The organism is Bradyrhizobium sp. S3.12.5 (genome assembly GCF_040548225.1).
Classification (GTDB): domain Bacteria; phylum Pseudomonadota; class Alphaproteobacteria; order Rhizobiales; family Xanthobacteraceae; genus Bradyrhizobium; species Bradyrhizobium cytisi.
The window spans coordinates 375,827-398,902 of sequence record NZ_JBEPRF010000004.1; the positions used below are offsets into that span (position 1 = coordinate 375,827).

The 23,076-nt window shown below is 64.2% G+C and carries 18 protein-coding genes; 16 read left to right on the forward strand and 2 right to left on the reverse strand.

Translation table 11 applies throughout. The features are described from left to right. Positions 1-53: 53 nt before the first annotated feature. The 8 genes from ABIC09_RS07795 (at position 54) to ABIC09_RS07830 (ending at position 12,432) form a co-directional block, all read left to right on the forward strand. A complete protein-coding gene (locus tag ABIC09_RS07795) occupies positions 54-1,745 on the forward strand; it encodes a peptide ABC transporter substrate-binding protein (protein ID WP_354108909.1) in 1,692 nt (563 codons plus the stop codon). A 27-nt stretch (positions 1,746-1,772) separates the two neighbouring features. Then, entirely contained in the window at positions 1,773-2,723 is a 951-nt protein-coding gene (locus tag ABIC09_RS07800) for an ABC transporter permease (protein ID WP_354108910.1), read from the forward strand. Positions 2,724-2,726: 3 nt separating this feature from the next. Then, positions 2,727-3,602, forward strand: coding sequence for an ABC transporter permease (locus tag ABIC09_RS07805; RefSeq protein WP_354108911.1), 876 nt, complete (start codon positions 2,727-2,729; stop codon positions 3,600-3,602). Positions 3,603-3,645: 43 nt separating this feature from the next. Beyond that, positions 3,646-4,974 carry an NAD(P)/FAD-dependent oxidoreductase gene (locus ABIC09_RS07810; protein ID WP_354108912.1) on the forward strand — a complete coding sequence of 443 codons (1,329 nt, stop codon included), beginning with the start codon at positions 3,646-3,648 and terminating at the stop codon, positions 4,972-4,974. Between the two features lie 7 nt (positions 4,975-4,981). Continuing rightward, positions 4,982-5,908 carry a 2-hydroxyacid dehydrogenase gene (locus tag ABIC09_RS07815; protein WP_354108913.1) on the forward strand — a complete coding sequence of 309 codons (927 nt, stop codon included), beginning with the start codon at positions 4,982-4,984 and terminating at the stop codon, positions 5,906-5,908. A gap of 9 nt (positions 5,909-5,917) precedes the next feature. Continuing rightward, on the forward strand, positions 5,918-7,786 hold the full coding sequence (locus tag ABIC09_RS07820; protein ID WP_354108914.1) for an ABC transporter ATP-binding protein: 1,869 nt from the start codon (positions 5,918-5,920) through the stop codon (positions 7,784-7,786). A 503-nt stretch (positions 7,787-8,289) separates the two neighbouring features. Next, positions 8,290-8,805 carry a hypothetical protein gene (locus tag ABIC09_RS07825; protein ID WP_148754614.1) on the forward strand — a complete coding sequence of 172 codons (516 nt, stop codon included), beginning with the start codon at positions 8,290-8,292 and terminating at the stop codon, positions 8,803-8,805. Between the two features lie 258 nt (positions 8,806-9,063). Continuing rightward, positions 9,064-12,432 (forward strand): adenylate/guanylate cyclase domain-containing protein, encoded by a 3,369-nt coding sequence (locus ABIC09_RS07830; protein ID WP_354108935.1) that lies wholly within the window; start codon positions 9,064-9,066, stop codon positions 12,430-12,432. Positions 12,433-12,560: 128 nt separating this feature from the next. Here the strand turns inward: ABIC09_RS07830 and ABIC09_RS07835 are convergent, their stop codons facing one another. Further along, complete coding sequence (locus ABIC09_RS07835) at positions 12,561-13,784, reverse strand: polyhydroxyalkanoate depolymerase (protein ID WP_354108915.1); 1,224 nt, start codon at positions 13,782-13,784, stop codon at positions 12,561-12,563. 178 nt (positions 13,785-13,962) lie between these two features. Here ABIC09_RS07835 and ABIC09_RS07840 point away from each other — a divergent pair, with 178 nt between their 5' ends. Continuing rightward, positions 13,963-14,619: a glutathione S-transferase family protein gene (locus ABIC09_RS07840; RefSeq protein ID WP_354108916.1), complete on the forward strand. Its 657-nt coding sequence runs from the start codon at positions 13,963-13,965 to the stop codon at positions 14,617-14,619. A gap of 281 nt (positions 14,620-14,900) precedes the next feature. Here ABIC09_RS07840 and ABIC09_RS07845 read toward each other — a convergent pair whose 3' ends face one another. Continuing rightward, positions 14,901-15,125, reverse strand: a complete 225-nt coding sequence (locus ABIC09_RS07845; RefSeq protein ID WP_148754610.1) for a hypothetical protein — start codon at positions 15,123-15,125, stop codon at positions 14,901-14,903. A 400-nt stretch (positions 15,126-15,525) separates the two neighbouring features. On the opposite strand from ABIC09_RS07845, the gene ABIC09_RS07850 reads away from it, so the two are divergent. From ABIC09_RS07850 to ABIC09_RS07880, 7 genes are all read left to right on the forward strand, one after another. Continuing rightward, the gene (locus tag ABIC09_RS07850; protein WP_187435245.1) at positions 15,526-16,359 is read left to right on the forward strand and encodes an AraC family transcriptional regulator; all 834 of its coding nucleotides are present in this window, start codon (positions 15,526-15,528) and stop codon (positions 16,357-16,359) included. Positions 16,360-16,496: 137 nt separating this feature from the next. Beyond that, positions 16,497-17,423 carry an SMP-30/gluconolactonase/LRE family protein gene (locus tag ABIC09_RS07855; RefSeq protein WP_148754608.1) on the forward strand — a complete coding sequence of 309 codons (927 nt, stop codon included), beginning with the start codon at positions 16,497-16,499 and terminating at the stop codon, positions 17,421-17,423. A gap of 109 nt (positions 17,424-17,532) precedes the next feature. Beyond that, positions 17,533-18,126, forward strand: a complete 594-nt coding sequence (locus tag ABIC09_RS07860) for a GNAT family N-acetyltransferase (RefSeq protein ID WP_148754607.1) — start codon at positions 17,533-17,535, stop codon at positions 18,124-18,126. Positions 18,127-18,140: 14 nt separating this feature from the next. Next, positions 18,141-19,787 (forward strand): GMC family oxidoreductase, encoded by a 1,647-nt coding sequence (locus ABIC09_RS07865; RefSeq protein ID WP_354108917.1) that lies wholly within the window; start codon positions 18,141-18,143, stop codon positions 19,785-19,787. A 744-nt stretch (positions 19,788-20,531) separates the two neighbouring features. Continuing rightward, entirely contained in the window at positions 20,532-21,086 is a 555-nt protein-coding gene (locus ABIC09_RS07870; RefSeq protein ID WP_354108918.1) for a TetR/AcrR family transcriptional regulator, read from the forward strand. A gap of 67 nt (positions 21,087-21,153) precedes the next feature. Further along, complete coding sequence (locus ABIC09_RS07875) at positions 21,154-22,347, forward strand: MFS transporter (protein WP_354108919.1); 1,194 nt, start codon at positions 21,154-21,156, stop codon at positions 22,345-22,347. 139 nt (positions 22,348-22,486) lie between these two features. After that, a complete protein-coding gene (locus ABIC09_RS07880) occupies positions 22,487-22,906 on the forward strand; it encodes a DUF4118 domain-containing protein (protein ID WP_148754603.1) in 420 nt (139 codons plus the stop codon). Positions 22,907-23,076: the final 170 nt, after the last annotated feature.

A 23,076-nucleotide genomic window follows, 5' to 3' on the forward strand; every position in this document is an offset into this window, starting at 1 on the left:
CCGGGGTCTGGGGGCGCGGGAGACGGTGCCGGGTGCGACAACGGAGAGTGGTCATGGCAGACGACACCGGCAAGTTCGGCGTTGGGGCACTGCATCTCGGCATTCCGAATCGCCGTCAGTTCTTCCAGCTCGGCGCGGGCGCGGCGGCGGGATGGAGCCTTGCCGGTAACGCCTTCGCCCAGACCGAGCGCTCGGGCAATCCGCCGGACAAGCCGCGCGGGCAGGTGATTGCGGCGCTGTCGCAGGAGCCGACCGTCTTCCATCCGCTGATGCCCAGCATCGAGGTCGACCAGGGCGTCTGGTGGCAGGTGTTCTCGCCGCTCTGGTTCATCGATCCCGATGGCAGGTTCATCCCCGACCTCGCGCGCGAAGTCCCGACCATCGAGAATGGCGGCCTGTCGGCCGACGGCCTGACCTGGAAGATCAAGCTGCGCAGCGACGTGAAGTGGCACGACGGCACGCCGTTCACGGCGGACGACGTGAAATTCTCGCTCGAGCTGAACAACAATCCCGACTTTCGTGCGCGCAGCCGCGTCGGCCATAGCCTCGTGAAGGATATCAAGATCGTCGCGCCCGACGAGATCCACTGGCGAATGGAAGCTCCCTATTCGCCCTACATGTCGATCCTGGGATCGCTGACCTTCATCGTGCCCAAGCACATCCTGGAGAAGGTGTCCGATCCGAATGCCTCGCCGTTCCACAACGCGCCGGTCGGGACCGGACCGTTCCGCTGGGGCGAGCGCGTGCCCGGCGACCATATTCAGTTGAATGCCTACACCGGCTATCACGGCAAAGGACCTTACGTCGAACGCGTGGTCTTCAAATATATCCCTGATCTCACCGTCCTCTACACCCAGTTCCGCACCGGTCAGGTCGACTACACCGGCCTGCAAGGCATCTTGCCGAACTTCGTGCAGGAGGCAAAGACGCTGAAGGGCCGCAAGATCTTCGTCTCCGCGACGTCCTCGGTCGAGCACATCGCGCCCAATCTGGAGTTCGGGCCGCTCGCCGACCGCACTGTGCGCGAAGCGCTGTATCTTGCGATCAACAAGCAGGCGATCATCGATGCGCTGAATTACGGCCTGCCGACGCAGACCGAGAGCTTTGTGCCGCAGCAGGCCTGGTCGTTCCAGCAGGGGCTGCCGCAGCACAAATATGATCCCGCAAAGGCCAACGCGCTGCTCGATGCCACCGGATGGGCTCGCGGCTCCGGCGGCGTGCGCGAAAAAGGTGGCGTGAAGCTCGAATTCACCAATTCGACCACGTCAGGCAATGCCGTTCGCGAGCAGACCCAGCAACTCCTGATCCAGGACTGGCGCGCGATCGGCGCGACGATGCGCGTCAACAACATGCCGGCGGCCGTGATCTGGGGTGATTTCTGGCAGCAGTCGAAATTCAACTCGGTGATCGTGGGGGTGAACTTCATGCTGGGCAGCGACCCCGACGTGACGCCGCGCTTCGGCTCCGGCGCCATTCTCGCCAAGGGCGGCCGCGGCTACAACACCTATCAATACCAGAGCGCGGAAGCCGACCGGCTGCTTGCCGAAGGCGCCAGGCAGTTCGATCTCGCCCAGCGCAAGATCACCTATGGCGATCTGCAAAAGCTCGTCCGCAACGACCTCGCCATCCTGCCGCTGTTCCAGGGCTTCATCGCCGAAGGCGTGAAGGAAGGGCTGCAAGGGTTCCGCCCCAACATCAACATGTCGATCAACTGCTGGAACATCCGCGAGTGGTACTGGGCCTGATGCATTCGATCCGCGGGATCGCCTGAGATGGCCCGTTACGTCGCCAATCGCCTGGCGCAGGCGATGATGCTGCTGGTGATCGTCTCGGCGATCGGCTTTGCGATTCTGCATCTTGCGCCTGGCGGCCCGCTGTCGCAGTTTGCCGTCTCCGGGCAGATGACGCAGGAGGATCTCGCCCGCGTCACCAGGCAGCTCGGGCTCGATCGTCCGCTGCCGATCCAGTATCTCGACTGGTTCGGCCGCATGCTCAGGGGTGATTGGGGCAGGTCGTATCGCGACGGCGAGACGGTGCTGTCGGTGATCTCCTCGCATCTCGGCGCCACGCTGGAGTTGATGACGACGGCGACCATCATCGCGGTGCTGCTCGGCTGCTGGATCGGCATACTCGGCGCGCTCCGGCGATATTCGCTGTTCGATTCGCTTGCCACCGTCGGCGCCATGATCGCTCTGTCGATCCCGACCTTCTGGTTCGGCCTCATCACCATCTACGTTTTTTCAGTGACGCTGGGCTGGCTGCCGGCCGGAAACCGCGAGACCGTTGGCGACGGCTCCTTCTTCGACCTGCTGCATCATCTGACCGCCCCGGCCTTGGTGCTGGCGCTGGTCGAGACCGCGATGTGGGGCCGCTTCATGCGCTCCTCCATGCTGGAGGTCATCAACCAGGACTACATCCGCACTGCGCGCGCCAAGGGCATGCCGGAATGGCGGATCCTCACCGTGCATGCCTTGCGCAACGCGCTGCTGCCGATGATCACGGTGGCCGGTCTTCAATTTCCGACGCTGCTCGGCGGCGCGCTGGTCGCCGAGACCGTTTTCACCTGGCCCGGCATGGGCCGGCTGTTCCTCGATTCCATCGGCTATCGCGACTATCCCGTGGTGATGGGCATTCTGATGTTTTCGGCAATCATGGTGCTGATCGGCTCGCTGCTGGCCGACATCTTCTATGCCGTCGTCGATCCGCGCATCAGGGTGGGCTAGGCGATGACGATCGCGACCCTTTCCACGGACCAGCCCGCGCCCGGCCAGGCGGCGTGGCGGAGATTCCGCCGACATCGGCTCGCGCTCGCCGGAGCTGTGATCATTCTGGTTCTCGTGCTCGGTTCGGCATTCGGTCCTTATCTGCTGCCTTTCGACGACACTTATATCGACATCATGAAGCGGTTCGCGCCGCCGTTCTCGGGCGCGCACATCCTTGGCACCGACGAACTCGGCCGCGACGTGCTGGCGCGGCTGATGATGGGCGGTCGGGTGTCGCTTTCGATCGGCATCGTCGCGATGGTGATGGCGATGGCGGTCGGCATCGTCGTCGGCGCCTTCGCCGGCTTCTATGGCGGCGTGGTCGGCGCGGTGCTGATGCGGCTCGTCGATGCCGTGCTGTGCTTCCCGACGATCTTCCTGCTGCTTGCACTCGCCGCGCTCACCGAGCCCGGCCCCGTCGCCACCACCGTGCTGATTGCTGCTACCGCATGGATGAGCGTTGCCCGCATCGTCGAGGCGCAGGTCCGTTCACTGCGGGAGCGCGAATTCGCGGTCGCAGCTCTCGCGTTCGGTTCGTCGAACCTGCGGATCATGTTCCGCGAGCTCGTGCCCAACGCGATTGCGCCGATCGTGGTTGCGGCAACGCTGAACGTTGCCCAGGCGATCCTGCTCGAATCCTATGTCAGCTATCTCGGCTATGGCATCCAGCCGCCGGCCGCGAGCTGGGGCAATATGCTCAACAACGCGCAGATCTATCTCACCAGCGCGCCCTGGCTTGCGATTGCGCCGGGCCTCGCGATCACGCTGGCGGTGACGAGCTTCAACTTCCTTGGCGATGGCCTGCGCGATGCGCTCGATCCGCGGATGAACATACCATGACGAGCCGACCTGCTTCGATCGAACTGAATTCCAGGAGTGTCCGATGTCCCCGCCGCTCAACCGTATAAGCAGCGACGAACGCCTGCCGGCGCAGGTGGACGTCGTCGTCATCGGCGGCGGCGTCATCGGCGTCTCCGCGGCCTATCATCTGGCGAAGAAGGGGCTTTCCGTTGCGGTGGTCGAGAAAGGGCATGTCGGCGGCGAGCAGTCGAGCCGCAACTGGGGCTGGTGCCGTCAGCAGGGCCGCGCCCGTGAGGAGATTCCGCTCGCACGCGAAGCGTTGCTTCTGTGGGAAGACATGCAGAACGACGCCGGCGTCGATGCCGGCTTCCGCCGCACCGGCGTGCTGTTCCTGACCAAGAGCAAGGACGAGCTTGCGAGCTGGGAGCGCTGGGCGGCGGTCGCGCGCGAGATGCAGGTTCACTCGACCGTGCTGACGCCGGCCGAGGTCGCCGAGCGCATGCCGGGCAATACCGACAAATGGGTCGGCGGCCTGCACACGCCGAGCGACGGCCGCGCCGAGCCGTCGATGGCCGTGCCGGCGCTGGCGACGGCTGCGCGAAAACATGGCGTCACCATTCACCAGGGCTGCGCTGCGCGCGGGCTGGAGACACAAGGAGGAAGGGTCAGCGCCGTCGTCACCGAGAAGGGCACCATCCGTACGCAAGCCGTGCTGCTGTCGGGCGGCGCATGGTCGTCGCTGTTCTGCCGTCGTCATGGCATCGAGCTGCCGATCGGCCTCGTCAACGCCACCGCGTGCCGGACCACGCCAGCGCCGGAGATCACCTCGGGCGCGCTCGGTACCGATCTCTATTGCATCCGCCGCCGCCTCGATGGCGGCTTCACGCTGGCGCTGCGCAACCGCGGCACGGTGGAGCTGTCGCCCGACCTGTTCCGCTACGCCCGCACGTTCTGGCCGACCTATCTGCATCGCAAGAACGGACTGAAGCTCTCGTTCGGCAAGTCGTTCTTCGACCAGGTCATGCGCGGCACCAGCTGGAGCCTTGACAAGCCGTCGCCGTTCGAGACCGAGCGCGTGCGCGATCCCGAGCCCGACATGTCGCTGGTCAATGCCGCGCTGGCGTCGTTGATCAAGGCGAATCCGGAATTGAAGGACATCGAGATCGCGGAGGCCTGGGGCGGGACCATCGACTGCACGCCGGATACGATCCCCGTGATCTCGCCGGTCGATGCGCTGCCCGGCTTCTTCCTCGCGACCGGCTTCTCCGGTCATGGTTTCGGCATCGGCCCTGCGGCCGGCAAGCTTGCCGCCGACATCGTGACCGGCGCGACGCCGCTGGTCGATCCTGCCGCCTACAGCCACAAGCGCATGATCGACGGCCGGCGGCTCGCGCCGGTCAGCCCGTTCTGAGGGCGACATGACGGTTCTCTACAAGGCCAACATGGTGCGCGGCGCGGAGTGGGCGACGTTCTTCGCCGAGCGCGCGCCTGACATGCCGTTCCGGCTGTGGCCCGACATCGGTGATCCCGCAACGGTGCGCTATCTCGTGGCTTGGCAGCCGCCGGACGATATCGCGGCGGCGTTCCCCAATCTCGAGCTGGTGTTCTCGGTCGGCGCCGGCGTCGATCAGTTCGACATCACAAAACTTCCGCCGCATGTTCCGCTGGTCCGCATGATGGAGCCCGGTATCACCGAGCGCATGGTCGAATATGCCTGCATGTCGGTGCTCGCGCTGCATCGCGATCTCGTGCAGTTCATCGGCCAGCAGCGCGATCAGGTCTGGCGCGAGCTCTCCGTGACGCACACGAGCGAACGGCGTGTCGGTGTGATGGGACTCGGTCTGCTCGGCCAAGCCGTGCTCGAGCGGCTCAAATCGTTCGACTTTCCGCTGCTCGGCTGGAACCGTTCGCCACGCAGCATCGCGGGCGTCACCTGTTATGCGGGTGCGGACACCCTGCCGGATTTCCTGGGGCAGACCGACATTCTCGTCTGCCTGCTGCCGCTGACATCGGAGACGCACGGCATTCTGAACGCAAATCTGTTTGCGCGTCTGCCCCGCGGCGCGCGGCTGCTCAATGTCGGGCGCGGCGGGCATCTGGTCGAGGCCGACCTCATCGCGGCACTGGATGGGGGCGTGCTGTCGGCCGCCATGCTCGACGTCGCCGAGCCCGAGCCGCTGCCTGCGGGCCACCCGTTCTGGGGCCATCCGCGCATTCTTCTGACCCCGCACATCGCCAGCACGACGAAGCCGGAAACGGCGGTCGACTACGTGCTCGACACTATCGCGCGCCACCGCCGCGGCGAGCCCCTGCCGGGGCGTGTCGACCGTGATCGCGGCTACTAGGATCCTCGCATGAGCATCGGCGCAAACGCACCTGACCAAGTCGTTGCCGAAGCTCCGGCGCCCGTGCTGTCGGTTGCGGGCCTCACCACGTCGTTCATGCGCGAGCGGCAATGGATCCCGGTCGTTCGCAACGTCTCCTTCGAGATCGCGCCCCGCGAAACCGTCGCGATCGTCGGCGAGTCCGGTTCGGGCAAGAGCGTCACCGCGCTCTCGATCATGCGGCTCATTCCCAAGGAGAGCGGCCAGAGCGAGGGCAGTATCATGCTTTCCGGCCGCGATCTGCTGACGCTACCCGAAGCGAGCATGAAGGACATCCGCGGCAACGATGTCGCGATGATCTTCCAGGAGCCGATGACGAGCCTCAATCCGGTGCTCACCATCGGCTTCCAGATCGCGGAAGCGTTGATCCAGCATCGCGGCCTGTCGCGCGCGGCAGCGGAAGCCGAGACCATCCGCCTGCTCGACCGCGTCCGTATCCCAGGGGCAAAATCGCGCTTCCACGAGCATCCGCATCGTTTCTCCGGCGGCATGCGCCAGCGCGTGATGATCGCGATGGCGCTGGCCTGCAAGCCGAAGCTCCTGATCGCGGACGAGCCGACAACCGCGCTCGACGTCACCATCCAGGCCCAGATCCTGCAACTGTTGAAGGAGCTTCAGCAGGAGGAGGGAATGTCGATCCTCTTCATCACCCACGACATGGGCGTGGTCGCGGAGATCGCGGATCGCACCGTGGTGATGTATGGCGGGCAGGCGGTGGAAACCGGCGCGACGTCGCGCATCTTCGCTGCACCCTCGCATCCCTATACGCGCGCGCTGCTCGCGGCCGTGCCGCGGCTCGGCTCGATGGACGGCCGGACGCGGCCGATGCGCTTTCCGATCGTCGACAAGGTGACGGGCACCTCGGACGAGCCGGCGGAGACGCCCGACACGGTGTCGAGCGCCGAGCGTCCGCTGTTAGAGGTGTCAAATCTCACCACGCGCTTTTCGATCCGCTCGGGCCTGTTCGGCAAGGTCTCGGGCCGTGTGCACGCGGTCGAGAACATCTCCTTCACCTTGCGCGGCGGCGAGACGCTGGCGCTGGTCGGCGAATCCGGCTGCGGCAAGTCGACCACGGGACGCTCGATCCTCAAGCTGACCGAGCCCGACGCCGGCACGGTCCTGATCGACGGCCAGAACGTGCTCGCCATGAACGGCCGCACCTTGCGCGATTTCCGCAAGCACATGCAGATCGTGTTCCAGGATCCGTTCGCGAGCCTCAATCCGCGGATGTCGGTGGGAACGGCGATTGCTGCGCCGCTGCTGGCCAATGGTCTCGCGACAGCGTCGCAGGCGCGCGACAAGGTCGCCGACCTCCTCGAGCGCGTCGGTCTCACCGCCGACATGGCCGCGCGTTTTCCGCACGAATTCTCCGGTGGCCAGCGCCAGCGCATCTGCATCGCGCGCGCACTCGCGCTCGGGCCAAAACTGATCGTCGCGGACGAGGCGGTCTCCGCGCTCGACGTCTCGGTCAAGGCGCAGGTCGTCAATCTGATGCTCGACCTGCAGGCCAGCATGGGGCTGGCCTATCTCTTCATTTCCCACGACATCGCGGTGGTCGAGCGGATGAGCCATCGGGTCGCGGTGATGTATCTCGGCGAGATCGTCGAGATCGGCCCGCGTGCTGCTCTGTTCGGCAACCCGCAGCATCCCTACACCAGGAAGCTGATGGCGGCCGTTCCCGTGCCAGATCCGTCACGCCGCGGCACCAGGCGCGACGTCGCCAATGACGAGATCAGAAGTCCGGTGCGCGCGGCCGACTACCAGCCGCCGGCCCGGCAATATCGTGAAGTCTCGCCGGGCCACGTCGTCCAGGCCTGGGGCGAGGAGTGGTCGGCCTGACGCGCGCAGGGTGCGGTGCGCTTTCGGTGACGCGGCCGAACCCATGAGTTGACGTGCGCGAAACAGGCAAGCGTGGATAGGTCTGACGTCGGCGAAACGCGGGACAGCTTGTGAACTAACCGCGCCTTTCAGCTTCCGCTCCTGCGCTCCCGAGTATCGCGACAATGCAGACCTGTCCTCCGGAAATTGTGACCAGATCGAACGACAAGGAACTGCGGTATGTGAACTGCCTCATATTCCATCACTCCCTTTTCGAGCTATCACGCCCGCAAGAAATTGCCGCACCCGGACCCAACTGACAGACACGGGTGAGATGCAATGCCTGCGAAGCCGCGTGCTCGCAGCTTTGGATTGGCCCTCGTCTTGCTCACGAGCAAGTCAGCCCCATCACTCAGCACAGATTTTTCAGAAATTGGAATCAAGGGAATCGCAAAACGCGTCCACGAGGCTGCTCTCTATTCAGGGGCGGCCGGTAGGTCGCTTATTACCTGAGGAGTTCCCCAATGAAGATAAGCAACGCAGTTTCCAGCGCATTATCCGTAACAGGATACGTCGGCAATCTTCGGATTGCTCGTTCTGACCTGATCAAAGCGGCCCATCTTCTTGAAAGAATTGGGCTCGCAGCCATCGGGGCATCTTGTGGCCTCTATGTGGGTGCGACCTTGTTGCGTCAGAGAGGTGGACTGTTTGAAAGCGGCTGGATCGTGCTGCTAATGATGCTCTACGGAGCTCTTAGCTGTTATGTCGGAATTGATTTGTCTGGCAGCGTCGCGCGGAAGTCGATTTCGAGCATCTCGGAAGAGTGGAATGGTTCCGAGGTGGCAGAGATCATGAGCGCTGCAGGAACGTTCGGCGCTGCGATGGCAGCAACTCTCTCCGTCAGCATCCTTGTCCTTGATCAAAACCTGCCCAATGGCCTGATAGGCTTTGTTGCCGGCTCTTGGGTGGTTGGCTCTTCGCTTCAAGTTGCGGCGGGCACGATGGCTCGTACCCGCGGAGTCCCCATGGACAAGGAATGATGACGTGCTCACGGAAGACATCTGTTTGGATGCTAGTGTTTGGCTTCGGCTTCAGTCTGAAAGCGAGGAGCTGGCGATCTTTCGCAACCTCAGTAGTCAAACGTTTGCGTGCCGGCGATTTTAGTGGTGCAACCGTTCGCATCGAGCACTATCCATGGAAGTGGTATCGGCACTGAGCAGCCTAATTTGTCGCACGACAAACAAGGCGTGCCATCGTGGTCACGTTGGGATATCGTCCCCGCGCCGTGGTCCAAAATTCTGCGAAACCGCCAACCACACGATCGGTGGGAGCCAATGCAGATTGCGGAGTGGCTCGAGAACCTTGGACTTGGACAATACGCGGAGCGTTTTGCCCAAAATGGGATCGACGTGGACGTCCTTCCCGAACTGATGAGCGAGGACTTCGATAAGCTCGGAGTCCTGCTCGGCCATCGCCGTAAAATGCTGCGTGCTATTGCTGACCTCGATCCGGCCGCGTTGATCGCATCGCCGGCTCCTCCTCCTCAGGACGCCGAGCGGCGCCACCTCACCGTTATGTTTTGCGATCTGGTCGGCTCGACTGCACTCTCGGCGCGTCTCGATCCCGAGGATATGTGGGAGGTGATCCGGGCCTACCGCGCCGCCTGCGCGAGCGTCATTGCTGCCTATGACGGCAAGATAGTCAGGTTCGTCGGTGACGGAATACTCGTCTATTTCGGCTATCCCCGCGCCCACGAGGATGATGCGGAGCGCGCAGTGCGAGCGGGCCTGGACGCCATCTCAGCGATTAGTCGGCTCAAAACAGGCGCCGACGAGCGGGTTGAACTGCGGATCGCAATCGCGACCGGGCTTGTGGTGGTCGGCGACCTCATCAGCGGCGATGCGTCAGAAGAGCACGCAACGGTCGGCGATACACCAAACCTCGCTGCCCGGCTCCAGAGCCTGGCGGAACCGGGGGCGGTCGTCGTTGCGTCGTCGACGCGACGACTGCTTGGCGACCTCTTCACTTTTCGCAATCTCGGCCGCCGCGAGGTCAAGGGGATATCCGAACCCATCGCGGTCTGGGCGGTCGAGGGGGCGGGCGCATCGGAGAGCCGGTTCGAGGCGGTCCGTGCGGCCCGCTCGATCGGCTTTGTCGGCCGCAAGGAGGAGATTGAATTCACGCTCTCGCGCCAGCGGCTCGCATGGCAGGGGCAAGGCCAGATGGTGTTGATTTCTGGCGAAGCGGGCATCGGCAAGTCGCGCATTGTCGCAACGCTGTCCGAAAGTCCCGCCTTGGGGGCGCACCGCCGGGTGCGGTATCAGTGTTCGCCCTACCACACCAACAGCGCGCTTCATCCCTTTGTCGCGCAGATCGAGCGTGCCGCCGGCATCTGCTCGCACGACACGCCCAGGCAAAAGCTCGACAAGCTTGAGACAATGCTGGCGCTTGGAACACAGCAGGTCGCCCCAGCTACACCCCTCATTGCGGCTCTCCTTTCGATTCCAACCAGCGACCATTGTCCACCGCTCGGGTTGAGTCCAGCGCAGCAGCGACGACAGACATTTGCCGTCCTTCTCGATCAGCTTGAGGGGCTGGCGCGAGAGCAACCCCTGCTGGTTGTCTGCGAGGATATGCATTGGGCCGATGCCACGACGCTTGAACTGTTCGATCTCGGGGTCGACCGGATCAGGGGACTCCCGATACTCGTGCTCATGACGGCCCGGCCGGAGTTCGAGCCTTCCTGGTCGGGCCTTGCCAACGTCAGCTTGGTGCGGCTCGACCGGCTCGATCGGCGGGACACGCGCGCGCTGGTCGAGGAGGTGACCGTTGGTCGCCATCTGCCACGCGAAATGATGAAGCAGATCATCGACAGGACGGATGGCATCCCGCTATTCGTCGAGGAACTGACAAAGATGGTGCTGGAGTCCGGACTGCTCGTCGAAGATGCCGGGCGCTATCGCCTCGGTCGTCCGCTCCCGCCGCTCGCTATTCCGGCGACGCTGCAGGATTCTCTGATGGCGCGGCTCGACCGGCTGGCTCCAGTCAAGGAGGTGGCGCAGATAGGCGCCGCTATCGGTCGCGAGTTCTCATACCCGCTGCTGAGATATGTGGCGGGACGCGATGATTTGACGCTCAGCGCTGCGCTAGAGCAACTCGGAGAGGCCGGACTGCTGGTGCGTCGCGGGGCTCCTCCCGAAGCAGACTATAGTTTCAAGCACGCTCTCGTTCAGGAAGCGGCTTACGAGAGCCTGCTTAAGAGCAAACGGCAGGTGCTTCACGCGCGTATCGGCGATGTCCTGCGTGAGAAGTTTCCGATCGTCGCCGACACTGAACCTGAAATTATAGCACACCACTTCACGGAAGCCGGGCTGAGCGAAACCGCCATCGAGTGGTGGCGCAAGGCGGGCCAGCAGGCGTTGAAACGTTCGGCCTATTCCGAAGCGATTGCACATTTTGGCAAGGCGATTGCCACCGCCGATGAATTGCCCGATGAGCCTGGCCGGTTGATGAGCAGGCTGCATCTTCAAATCGCATATGGCCGCGCATTACGAGGCAGTCTCGGGCACAGCGCCCCGGAAACGGTGGCCGCATGGACGCGCGCCCGACGGATCGCAGCCGACATCAACGATCCGGTTGAACTTGCGCCAGTCCATTCGGGCCTCTTCAATGCCTGCCTGACACACGGCGAGTTCGCTCCGATGCGGGAGTTGGCGGATTCCATCATGAGCGCCGCTGACCGACGACCGCACTCGCCAGTGGCCGCCGTCGTCGCGCATTGGACGGGTGGAGTCACCTGCTGGTTCGGGGGTGACTACTTGAACGCGAGAGCGCATCTTGAGCAGGCACTCGATATCTATGGTGCCGAGCCGGATCCCGCGACGTTCAGGGCCTCGGCGCTGGATCTCCCGTTCGTGATCATGAGGTTTCTTGCCCTGGTGCTTTGGCCGCTTGGCGAAATCGCTCGCGCACGCCGCCTCGCCGCTGAAGGGGTGAGCGCTTCGGGCGAAAAGCGGGCGCTTTCCCAGGCCAATGCGCTTGTCCATCGAGCCGTGTTCGACGGACTATGCGGGGGCATGTTGCAGCAAACAGAGACGATCCTGGCGCTCGGTCTCGCTCGCGACCATACGATGCCGCTGTATGTGGCCGCCGGCACCTACCTGCATGGCCTGGCCAAGTGGCGCGCCGGCGATCGAACGGCCGGACTGACGGACATGCGTCGCGGCTGGGCCTTGCTGCACGAGAATGACTGCTATCTCTGTGAACCGTTTTGGGGGATGCATGTCGCGATGGCGAACGCGGAGTCCGGCCAACTCGAAAACGGGCTGGAAATCTTGAGCGAATTGATCACATCCGCAGGGCAATCCGGCCAGCATTGGCTTGATGCCGAGCTGCATCGTGTCCAGGGGGAGCTCTTGTTGCGTCACGACTCTGCGGCCGATTCCATGGCTGAAAATGCCCTCAATCGCGCGCTGGAGATCGCTCGACACCAACAGGCGAGGACTTTTGAGCTGCGCAGCGCCCTTGGACTTGCGCGCCTGCACAAGAAGAATGGCCGGGTGGGCGCAGTGTCCGTGGCGCTGGCTCCCGTGCTCGCTGGATTCGATGCGGAGCGAGATCTTCCAGAAGTTATTGAAGCGAGGGAACTGCTCGAGAGGGAGCCTTAGCTACGTGCCGTTTCTCCAGCTGGCCCTGGCAAGAGAGGCATCTCGATCGTTCCGCCCGCATCTTCGAAGCTCGACGGCCAATTGCCTATTGGGTTCGCAGCGCGACGCGAGGGCGAGGGAATGCAGCCTCACGAATTCACGTGCACGAAGTCCCGCAGCAGTGGATAGATCTCGTTATTCCAGCGCTTGCCGGAGAACACGCCGTAATGGCCGACGCCGGCCTGCATGTGATGGACGCGGCGATAGGCGCGGACGCCGGTGCAGAGATCCTGGGCGGCGAGCGTCTGGCCGATCGAGCAGATGTCGTCCTTCTCGCCCTCGACGGTCATCAGCCCCATCCGGCCGACGGCCCTGGTGTCCACGGGACGGCCGCGATGCATCAGCTTGCCCAGCGGCAGCAGATGTTCCTGGAATACGTCGCGCACCGTCTCGATGTAGAACTCGGCCGGCAGGTCCATCACCGCAAAGTATTCGTCATAGAAGGTCTTGATGCTCGCCGCCTTCTCCTTCTCGCCCTTGGCGATGTGGTTGGCGAGATCCACGTGCTGCTTGATGTGGCGCTCGAGGTTCATCGAGACGAAGGCGGTGAGCTGCACGAAGCCGGGATAGACTTTCCGGAGCGCGCCGCGGCACTGCACCGGCACGTAGTTGATCAGGTTTTGCTCGAACCATTCGATCGGCTTGCTCTTGGCGAAGTCGTTGACCTTGGTCGGCTGGATCCGCGTGTCGATCGGTCCCGCCATCAGCGTCAGCGTCGCCGGCCGCGAGGGATGGTTGCCCTCGCACATGATCGCGGCGGCCGCGAGCGCCGAGACCGAGGGCTGGCAGATCGCCACCATATGCGGGCGCGGGCCCAATTGCCCGAGGAAGTCGACCAGATGCTCGGTATAGTCGTCGAGCCCAAAGCGGCCCTCGCTGCGCGGAATGTCGCGCGGATTGTGCCAGTCGGTGATGTAGACGTCGTGGTCCTGCAGCAGCGTCTTCACCGTGCCGCGCAGCAGCGTGGCGAAATGGCCGGACATCGGCGCCACCAGCAGCATGCGCGGCTGTTCGCCCACGCCTTCTTTCTTGAAATGCAGAAGCGAGCCGAACGGGGTGGCGTAGGCGATTTCCTCGGTTACGGCGACCTCGCGGTTGCCGACCATGACGCTGTCGATGCCATAGGCTGGGCGGTGATAGGTCAGGGTCGAGCGCGAGATCAGCTCCAGCGCCGCCGACAGCCGGCCGACGACCTGGTCGGATAGACCCTGCGGCACCAGATTGAGATATTTGAGCGCGGACGAGGCGCCCGCCCGCCACGGCGCCGTCAGGTCCATCTGGTTCTGAAAAGCCTGATAATACATCGACATCATACTGAAGCGCCCACCTGTCCGATGGTGCTATGCAATATCGGAGCCAAAAGCGCGTTGGGCCGCCCTCAAGATTGGCACGTCGCTTGCTGCTCATTCTCCAGGAAGCACAGGTGACGGGCACGCCCAGGCCGGGCGGCGTGCAAGTCACAGCAAGTCAAAGGCATGAGGGAAGAGCCCTATGGCGAAGGCGACACTGACCATCAGCAGCAAGAATTACTCGTCCTGGTCGCTGCGTGGCTGGCTGCTGACGAGGTTTTCCGGGCTCGATTTCGAGGAGATCGTCACCGCGCCGGACGATGCATCGGCGCGCGCCGAAATCCTGCTGCTGTCGTCCTCGATCCTGGTGCCCTGCCTGCGCCACGACGGCGCCACCGTCTGGGATACGCTGGCGATTGCCGAATATCTCAACGAGGCGATGCCGGACGCCGGGCTGTTGCCCGCCGATCGCGTCCAGCGCGCGCATTGCCGCTCGATCTGCGGCGAAATCCATTCCGGCTTCACCACGCTGCGCGCCTCGCTGCCGGTGAACCTGAAGGGGCATTTTCCCGGCTTCAAGATCTGGTCGCGCGCGCAGGCCGACATCGACCGGGTCTGGTTCATCTGGCGCGACTGCCTGGCGAAATCCGGCGGCCCATTCCTGTTCGGCGAGACCCGCACCGTGGCGGATGCGATGTACGCCCCCGTGGTGACGCGCTTCGTCACCTATGACGTCAAGCTCGAGCCGCGGCTCAAGGCCTATGCCGACACCATCATGGCGATGCCCGAGATGAAGGAATGGATCGCGGCCGCGAAGGAAGAGCCGGCCGAGATCGAGGAGCTCGAGGTCGAATATTAGGCAGACGCTGCACCGCTCTGCCTGTTTCCGGGGCGGCGACGGACTGCGCCCCAGCCGCCCCCTATGTCCTTGTCAATATTAACTTTTGGCGCCGGCAATTGGCGAGGGGCAGCGGTCACGTCGCGCAGATATTGTGCGCCATAGCGGGGCCTTGTCGACATCTAGCCGTGAACAGCCGCGTACAGCGCCAAACGGCTGATTCGGACGTGATTCGTTCGGGCCGCGTTCCGTTCGTTAAGGCTGAGCGCGGCCCCGTTGCATTTTGAGACAGACGAGTGCTGTCAGGCCACGCCGGAATGCTTTAAGCGCGGCACGCGCCAGCCGATGACGGTGGCTTCCACCGGGACGCCAGCTGCGTCGTTCTGCCAGCGGCCCTCGACATAGCGGCAGGCGAACGGCAGTTGATACGTTCCGCTGTGATCCTCGCACAGCACCTCGACCGGCAGGCCAGCTGGCGGCTCGCCGGCACCGTCGAATTCCGCCAGACGTCTATCGCGCGTTGCCATTCCAAAAATCTCCCCTAATCAAAGCCGCGGAAAGAGCGCCCACTTCTTCCGCGCGCGGTTCACTGCTCCCCGTCCGAGGGAACAACCAAGCTCAACGCGAGAATGCGGTACGAGTGTGGTAGCTTCGGGGAGGCGCGCTCAATCGGCGCACATTGCCGTGATTAATTTGATGAGGAACCGGAATGTCGTGTCCCGGACGCGGCGCGGCATGAAATGACGCGACGCAGAGCCGGGACCCAGGGACCACGAGATCGCGGCAATATGGGCCCCGGCTTAGCAGCGCACCCCGCCGCGAAGCGCGGCGCGTTGCACTGCATCCGGAGCACGCGAGCAATCCTGATCAAGCGGAGCGCAGAAAGCACACGCATCATCGTCCCGCTTCGAACGAGAGTCGTAACCCATGAACCCAGCCCAGCGCGCGCTCTGGTACATCGAGAGCCATCTGGCCGAGCCGATGACGCTCGACGAGATTGCTGCGATCGGGGGCGTGTCGCGGTTCCACATGGTGCGTGCGTTTGCCGCAGCAGTCGGCCTGCCGGTGATGCGTTACGTGCGCGCACGGCGGCTGAGTGAGGCGGCGCGCAACCTTGCCAAAGGCGCGCCGAATATTCTGTCGCTGGCGCTGGAGGCGGATTACGGCTCGCACGAAGCATTCACCCGCGCGTTCCGCGACCAGTTCGGCACCACGCCCGAAGCGGTGCGGGCCGCGACATGCGTCAACCATCTCACACTTCAGGAGCCGATCCTCATGGAGTCCACTATGCTCGACGATCTCAAAGCCCCGCGTTTCGAAACTGCAAAGGCCTTCCTCGTCGCCGGCCTCGCCGAGCGCATCACCTGCGACAACGGCGCCATCATTCCTGGGCTGTGGCAGCGTTTCCATCAGGAGGTCGCCGGCATTCCCGCGCGCGTCGGGAGCGTCGCCTACGGCGTGTGCTGCAACGGCGACGATGCCGGCAATTTCGATTACATCGCCGGCGTCGAGGTCGCCGACTTCTCCGATCTGCCGCGCGGGCTCGGCCGCATCCGCATCCCCGAGCAGCGCTATGCAGTGTTCACCCACACCGACCACGTCGCCTCGATCCGCCGCACCGTCAACACGATCTGGAATCAGTGGCTGCCGGCCTCGGGCCTGAAGGCCGCGGACGCGCCGAACTTCGAGCGGTACGATGAGAAGTTCGATCCCGTGACCGGCAACGGCGGCTTCGAGATTTGGGTGCCCGTAAGAGAGTAGCGCTGCAACGCTGGCATACCATCCCGCTTGCTTGGCAAGGGGGACCTACTTTGTCATAACCGCTGGCAAAACTTGCCAGCGGGGCCCGTGCCGGACATCCCGAGCAAGCCATAACAAGCAGCCGGGAGGGTCCCCCAATGTCCAACGTCCGTGTTCTCGCCACCGACCTCGAATTTCCAGAAGGGCCGGTCGTGATGCCTGATGGTTCGGTGGTGCTGGTGGAAATCCGCGGCCAGCGCCTGACCCGCGTTTATCCCGACGGCCGTAAGGAGATCGTGGCCAAGGTGCCGGGCGGTCCGAACGGTGCGGCCCTCGGCCCCGACGGCAAGATCTACATCTGCAACAATGGCGGCTTCTCCTGGATCCCGACCCGCAACATGATCATGCCGGGACCGCAGCCGGACGATTATCTCGGCGGCTCGATCCAGCGCGTCGATCTGCAATCCGGCAAGGTCGAGACCGTCGTGACCAAATGCGGCGAGCACGATCTGCGCGGGCCGAACGATCTCGTGTTCGACAAGCATGGCGGCCTGTGGTTCTCCGACCTCGGCAAGCGTCGCGCCCGCGAGATGGATGTCGGCGGCATGTACTATCTCAAGCCCGGCATGAGGGAGATCGTCGAGGTCGTGCACGGCGTGCTGCCGGCCAATGGCATTGGTCTCTCGCCGGACGAAAACACTGTCTACATCGCGGAGACGCCCACGGGCCGGCTCTGGGCCTATGAGCTCTCCGCGCCCGGCACGCTGAAGCCGCGCGAGGTGATCTATCGTGGCGAACGGGGCAACCCGATTTGCGGCCTCGGCGGCTACCAGATGTTCGACTCGCTCGCGGTGGAGGCCAACGGCAATGTCTGCGTCGCTACGCTTGTCTCGGGCTGCATCTCGGTGATCGCGCCGGATGGCACCCTGGTCGAGCAGGTCCCGACCGGCGACCGCGTCACCACCAACATCGCCTTCGGCGGCCCCGGGCTCAAGACCGCCTACATCACGCTATCAGGGAAAGGCGAGCTGGTCGCCATGGACTGGCCGCGCGGCGGTTTGCCGTTGAATTTTTTGAATAAGTGAGCCAAGCCGTCATTGCGAGGAGCGAAGCGACGAAGCAATCCAGGCTGCCTCCGCCGTAACATTCTGGATTGCTTCGCTTCGCTCGCAATGACGTAAGGAGACAACCTCAATGCCCTGGCCTGATCCCATCACCCTGCGTGGACAGCACGCCCGTCTCGAGCCGCTGTCGAAGGAGCATCGCGAGGGGCTGGTGGAGGCCGTGAAGGACGGCGAGCTCCACACGATCTGGTACACCGCGATCCCGACGCCGGAGAACGTGGCCAAGGAGATCGACCGCCGCTTGGGCCTGCAGGCCGCGGGCTCGATGCTGCCGTTCACCGTGTTCGACGCCGCCGGCAAGATTGTCGGCCAGACCACCTACATGAACATCGATGCTACCAACCGACGCGTCGAGATCGGCTCGACCTGGTATGGTAAGAGCGCGCAGCGCGGCCCGCTCAACACGCAGTGCAAGCTGCTGCTGCTGACTCATGCCTTCGAGACCCTGAACTGCATCGCGGTCGAATTCCGCACGCATTTCTTCAACCACCAGAGCCGCCGCGCCATCGAGCGCCTCGGCGCCAAGCAGGACGGCATTCTGCGCAGCCACCAGGTCGCGCCAAACGGCACGCTGCGCGACACCGTCGTGTATAGCATTACCGCGGCCGAATGGCCGACGGTGCGCACGCATTTGAATTATCAACTCAACGACAAGCCGCGCTGAGCGGCCGAGGCACTATGGATAGATTTGATTACGTGATTATCGGCGCGGGCTCCGCCGGCTGCGTCCTCACCAGCCGGCTCAGCGAAGATCCCGCCACCAGCGTCTGCGTGCTGGAGGCGGGCCCCAGCGACTGGCATCCGTACATCCATCTGCCGGCGGGTTTCATCAAGACCTTCCACATGAAGAGCATCAACTGGGCCTACCAGCAGGAGGTCGGGCCCTACACCGGCGGGCGCAGCATCTACGCGCCGCGCGGCAAGACGCTCGGCGGCTCGTCCTCGATCAACGGCCATATCTACAATCGCGGCCAGCGCATGGATTTCGACACCTGGGCGCAGATGGGCAATCGCGGCTGGGGCTATGCCGACGTGCTGCCCTATTTCCGGCGGCTCGAGAAGCGGGTCGGCGAGGGCGAGGACATCTATCGCGGGCGCGACGGCAAGCTCACCGTCACCACGATGGAGTGGCGCGATCCGCTCTGCGAGGCCTTCATGGAAGGAGCGGTCTCGCTCGGCATCCCCCGCAACCCCGATTACAACGGCGCGAAGCAGGAAGGCGTCTCCTACTGCCAGCGCACCATCGACAAGGGCCTGCGCGTCTCCGGCTCGACCGCGTTCCTCAAGCCCGCGATGAAGCGGCCGAACGTGCATGTGCACACGCATGCGCACGCCACCGAGATCATCTTTGAAGGCAAGCGTGCCGTCGGCGTGCGCTACATGAAGGGCGGCTATGGCGGCACGCCGGTCGAGGTGCGCGCCAACAAGGAAGTGATCCTCTCCGGCGGCACTTACAATTCGCCGCAGCTGCTGCAGCTCTCCGGCGTCGGCTCGCCGGAGCTGCTCGGCGCTCACGGCATCCAGGTGCGCCACGCGCTGCCGGTCGGCGAAGGCTTGCAGGACCATTACGCCCCGCGCACGGTGGCGCGCGTCAAGGACATCAGGACCATCAACGAGCTTCGTCGTGGCTTCTCGCTGTGGATCGAGGCGCTGAAATGGGCGACCGCGCGCCGCGGCCTGCTCTCGCTGTCGCCGACCATGGTCTATTGCTTCTGGCACTCCGGCGAGAGCGCCGACTCGTCCGACTTGCAGCTCACCTTCACGCCGGCGAGCTACAAGGAAGGCGTGCAGGGCCAGCTCGAGGACGAGCCCGGCATGACGGTGGCCTCCTGGCAGCAGCGTCCCGAGAGCCGTGGCTATGTCCGTATTCGCTCGAGCGATCCGTTTGCGCCGCCGATCATCCAGACCAACTATCTCGACGCCGAGCTGGACCGCCGTGTCATCGTCGGCGGCATGAAGCTCGCGCGGCGCCTGCTGAAATCCGCGCCGCTGTCGCCCTATTACGCCTACGAGGATTTCCCGGGCCCGAACATCAATACCGACGACGAGTTCCTGGCCGCCGCCACCGAACGCGGCACCACCACCTTCCACCCCGGCTGCACCTGCCGCATGGGCCCGGCGGATTCGACCTGGGCGGTGGTCGACGACCAGCTTCGCGTCCACGGCCTGGAGGGTCTCCGCGTCATCGATGCCTCCGTGATGCCGCGCATGATCTCGGCGAACCTGAATGCCTCGACCATGATGATCGCCGACCGCGCCTCGGACCTGATCCGCGGCAAAGTGCCGATGGAAGCCGCCCGCGTGCCGGATATGGCGGTGGCGTGAGCTGCGTAGGGTGGGTTTAGCCTCGCGGTTGCGCGAAGCGCAGTCCGCGCGGCGTAACCCACCACTTCTCTCGATGCGGAAACCAAAGAGGTGGGTTACGCTGACGCCAACCCCCTACGAACTGAAGGCGTCGTGGTCATTGACGCTGTGCATTTTTCCTTGCGCTACTTGCGCACAGCGGACCGTGGGTGCGAGGTCAGCACCCGGCCTTCCCTGCGCCCTCTTTCATGAGGGTGTAACGGAGAGAGCATAGCTCGGGCGAATTGCGCCGCGAGGACGCGAAGGTGTGTCTGCGATTCAAAGTGCGAACCGGAGGCGAAACAGTTGCCTCATACTCCGTCATTGCGAGCGCAGCGAAGCAATCCAGACTGTAACCGCGGAAAGACTCTGGATTGCTTCGCTGCGCTCGCAATGACGAATGGAGAGAGCGGCGAGCTCAAATCTCTCACCGTCACCCTGAGGTGGCCGCTTCTTCAGCGGCCCTCGAAGCGCGACGGCCCGGCTGCATCATCTCGGCCGTTCATCCTTCGAGGCTTGTTCAGCGGCGCATGCGCCGCCGAATGCGCGCCTCAGGATGACGGGACTGGCTGCGTCAGCATCGCAGGCCTGCCCGTCCCCATCCTCCCAATCACAACCAGGTGTCTTGATTAGGAAACGATTATTCCCTATTATGCCGCAATGCAAAAATCCGCACGTCAGTCTCAATCTTCTCCCCAGCCACCGGGCCGTCCCCGGGAGTTTGACATGGAGACGGCCCTCGACGGCGCGATCCGGGTGTTTTGCGAGCGCGGCTATCATGCCACCTCGATCGGAGAGCTGACCGCGGCGATGCGGCTTGCCACGGGCAGCGTCTACAAGGCGTTTCGCGACAAGCATGCCGTGTTCCTCGCCGCCTTCGAACGTTACGCCACGGTGCGCGGGGAGCAGACCCGCGCGGCGGCGGCGCGGGGTGCGAACGGCCGCGAAAAATTGCGCAACGTGCTGCTGTCCTATGTCGAGCACTCCCAGGGCAGCGAGGGGCGCCGCGGCTGCATCGTGGTCGGCAGTGCGGTCGAGCTGTCGGCGGTCGATCCGGTGATGCGGGCGCGCGTCACGGCGCAGCTCAAGACCAACGAGAACTTCATCGCCAGCCTCATTCGCGAAGGGCAGGCGGACGGCTCGATTCCGGACCATGTCGAAGCGGACGACACCGCGCGGCTGATGATCTGCATGACGCAGGGCCTGCGCGTCGTCGGCAAGGTGCGGCTGCCGCTCGACGGCGAGCGCCTGGCCGGAGTCGCGATGAAGCTGCTTGCCTGAACATTAGTCAAATTAGGAAATGATCGTTTCCTATATCTGGAGACTTTGACGTGCCGGAGAGTTTGGAATGACGATGAATGCCACGATCGACGCCGCACCCGAGCCGGATGCCGTGTCGCAACGACTGACCTTCGTGCTTGCCGCGGCCTGTGGCATGGTCGCCGCCAACATCTACTATGCCCAGCCGCTGATCGCCCCGATCAGCGCCGCGCTCGGCCTGTCGCATGCAGCCGCGGGCCTGATCGTGACCATGACGCAGATCGGTTACGGCACCGGCTTGCTCTTCATCGTGCCGCTCGGCGATCTCGTCGAGAACCGCATGCTGATCTGCACCGTCATCACGCTCGGTGCGGCGGCGCTGCTCGCGGCCGCGTTTGCGACCCATGCGCTGCCGTTCCTGATTGCCGCGCTGTTCATCGGCCTCGGCTCGGTGGCGGTGCAGGTCATCATTCCCTATGCCGCCCATCTCGCGCCGGAGGCCATTCGCGGCCGCGTCGTCGGCAACGTCTCGACCGGATTGATGCTCGGAATCATGCTGGCGCGGCCGGTGTCGAGCTTCGTCACGGCGGCGCTGTCGTGGCATGCGGTGTTCTTCGGCTCGGCAGCGTTGATGATCGTGCTCGCGATCGTGCTGCGTCTCACGCTGCCGAAACGCAAGCCGGTGGCTCGGATGCATTACGGCGCGCTACTGCTGTCGATGCCGCATCTGGTGCGCGCCACGCCGCTCTTGCGGCGCCGTGCGCTCTACCAGGCCGGCCTGTTCGGCGCCTTCACCCTGTTCTGGACGGTGGTGCCGCTCCAGCTCGCGAGCCAGTTCGCCTTCACGCAGAGCGGCATCGCCCTGTTCGCGCTCGCCGGCGTGTCCGGCGTGTTCGCGGCGCCGATCGCAGGACGACTGGCCGATCGCGGCCATAGCCGCATCGCCACGATCGCCGCGATGCTGTTTGTCGCCCTGGGCTTCCTGGTGACGCATGTCGGCGCGGCCGGATCCGTCCTCAATCTCGCCTGCCTCGTCGTTGCAGCGATTGCGATCGATTTCGGCGTGCAGGGCAATGTCATAGTGGGCTTCCGGGCCATCTTCGTGCTTGGGCACGAGAACCGCAGCCGTCTCAACGGGCTCTATATGGCGACGTTCTTCGCGGCCGGTGCGGCCGGGTCTGCGCTCGGCACCTGGGCGTTCGCGCAAGGCGGCTGGACGCTGGCCTCGGCCATTGGCCTTGCGCTGCCGGTCGCGAGCCTGATCTACGCGGCAACCGAATAGAGGTACGATTGTGTGCCGTGGCCGTTTACCAAGCGTTGGGTCGGCGGCCCGGCGGGTGCAATTTCCGTCTCGCGGATTCCCTTGAGCTGTAGTACTTTGGTCGCAAGCGGCCTGGTTAAGCGGCGGCAGGGGAGGCCCTATGAGGCGTGCGGGACTGTATGGCGTACCGCGAGTACGGCCATGGTCGTGGCAGGCGTTTGTGCTCGGTTTTGTCGTTGTCGCGGTGTCGGCTGCGCTTCAAGCCGTCTGCGTTGTGCTCGGCGCAAAGCTCTACTTCGCGGCGTTCCTGCCCAGCCTGTTCGTGCTCGGCATTGTCGCGGGCGCACCGGCAGCGGTGTTCGCCGCACTGCTCACTGTTCCGCTGGTGTGGTGGGCGTTCATCCCGCCCTTCTTCGAGTTCACGCCGCTGTCCAGTGCGAGCGCGGATTCCATCAACTTGTTCTTCTTGCTGGCCGTGCTCCTGATCGGCCTCGCCGATCTCTGCCGCGCGAGCATGACGATCATCAGCCGCGGCGGACTCAAATCCTCCGGCGAGAGCGCGGCAACGAATTCGCAATAATCAGGTGCTGTACGGAGCGTGCGCGTTGCGCGCGGGCAACAGTCCGGCAACCATCCGTGCAGCTGGATCGCGCCGCTAGAGCGTTAGCCGATCAGGTTGCAAGTACCCTGCGGCCACGAAGTAGTTTGTGGATTCTGCGGGCGTGTAGGTGTCGACGATGCGACCAATAG

Excerpts from the sequence above, each read along its gene's own strand:
- ABIC09_RS07795 (WP_354108909.1), top strand. The coding sequence starts at position 54 with ATGGCAGACGACACCGGCAAGTTCGGCGTTGGGGCACTGCATCTCGGC.
- ABIC09_RS07800 (WP_354108910.1), top strand. The coding sequence starts at position 1,773 with ATGGCCCGTTACGTCGCCAATCGCCTGGCGCAGGCGATGATGCTGCTG.
- ABIC09_RS07805 (WP_354108911.1), top strand. The coding sequence starts at position 2,727 with ATGACGATCGCGACCCTTTCCACGGACCAGCCCGCGCCCGGCCAGGCG.
- ABIC09_RS07810 (WP_354108912.1), top strand. The coding sequence starts at position 3,646 with ATGTCCCCGCCGCTCAACCGTATAAGCAGCGACGAACGCCTGCCGGCG.
- ABIC09_RS07815 (WP_354108913.1), top strand. The coding sequence starts at position 4,982 with ATGACGGTTCTCTACAAGGCCAACATGGTGCGCGGCGCGGAGTGGGCG.
- ABIC09_RS07820 (WP_354108914.1), top strand. The coding sequence starts at position 5,918 with ATGAGCATCGGCGCAAACGCACCTGACCAAGTCGTTGCCGAAGCTCCG.
- ABIC09_RS07825 (WP_148754614.1), top strand. The coding sequence starts at position 8,290 with ATGAAGATAAGCAACGCAGTTTCCAGCGCATTATCCGTAACAGGATAC.
- ABIC09_RS07835 (WP_354108915.1), bottom strand. The coding sequence starts at position 13,784 with ATGATGTCGATGTATTATCAGGCTTTTCAGAACCAGATGGACCTGACG.
- ABIC09_RS07840 (WP_354108916.1), top strand. The coding sequence starts at position 13,963 with ATGGCGAAGGCGACACTGACCATCAGCAGCAAGAATTACTCGTCCTGG.
- ABIC09_RS07845 (WP_148754610.1), bottom strand. The coding sequence starts at position 15,125 with ATGGCAACGCGCGATAGACGTCTGGCGGAATTCGACGGTGCCGGCGAG.
- ABIC09_RS07850 (WP_187435245.1), top strand. The coding sequence starts at position 15,526 with ATGAACCCAGCCCAGCGCGCGCTCTGGTACATCGAGAGCCATCTGGCC.
- ABIC09_RS07855 (WP_148754608.1), top strand. The coding sequence starts at position 16,497 with ATGTCCAACGTCCGTGTTCTCGCCACCGACCTCGAATTTCCAGAAGGG.
- ABIC09_RS07860 (WP_148754607.1), top strand. The coding sequence starts at position 17,533 with ATGCCCTGGCCTGATCCCATCACCCTGCGTGGACAGCACGCCCGTCTC.
- ABIC09_RS07865 (WP_354108917.1), top strand. The coding sequence starts at position 18,141 with ATGGATAGATTTGATTACGTGATTATCGGCGCGGGCTCCGCCGGCTGC.
- ABIC09_RS07870 (WP_354108918.1), top strand. The coding sequence starts at position 20,532 with ATGGAGACGGCCCTCGACGGCGCGATCCGGGTGTTTTGCGAGCGCGGC.
- ABIC09_RS07875 (WP_354108919.1), top strand. The coding sequence starts at position 21,154 with ATGACGATGAATGCCACGATCGACGCCGCACCCGAGCCGGATGCCGTG.
- ABIC09_RS07880 (WP_148754603.1), top strand. The coding sequence starts at position 22,487 with ATGAGGCGTGCGGGACTGTATGGCGTACCGCGAGTACGGCCATGGTCG.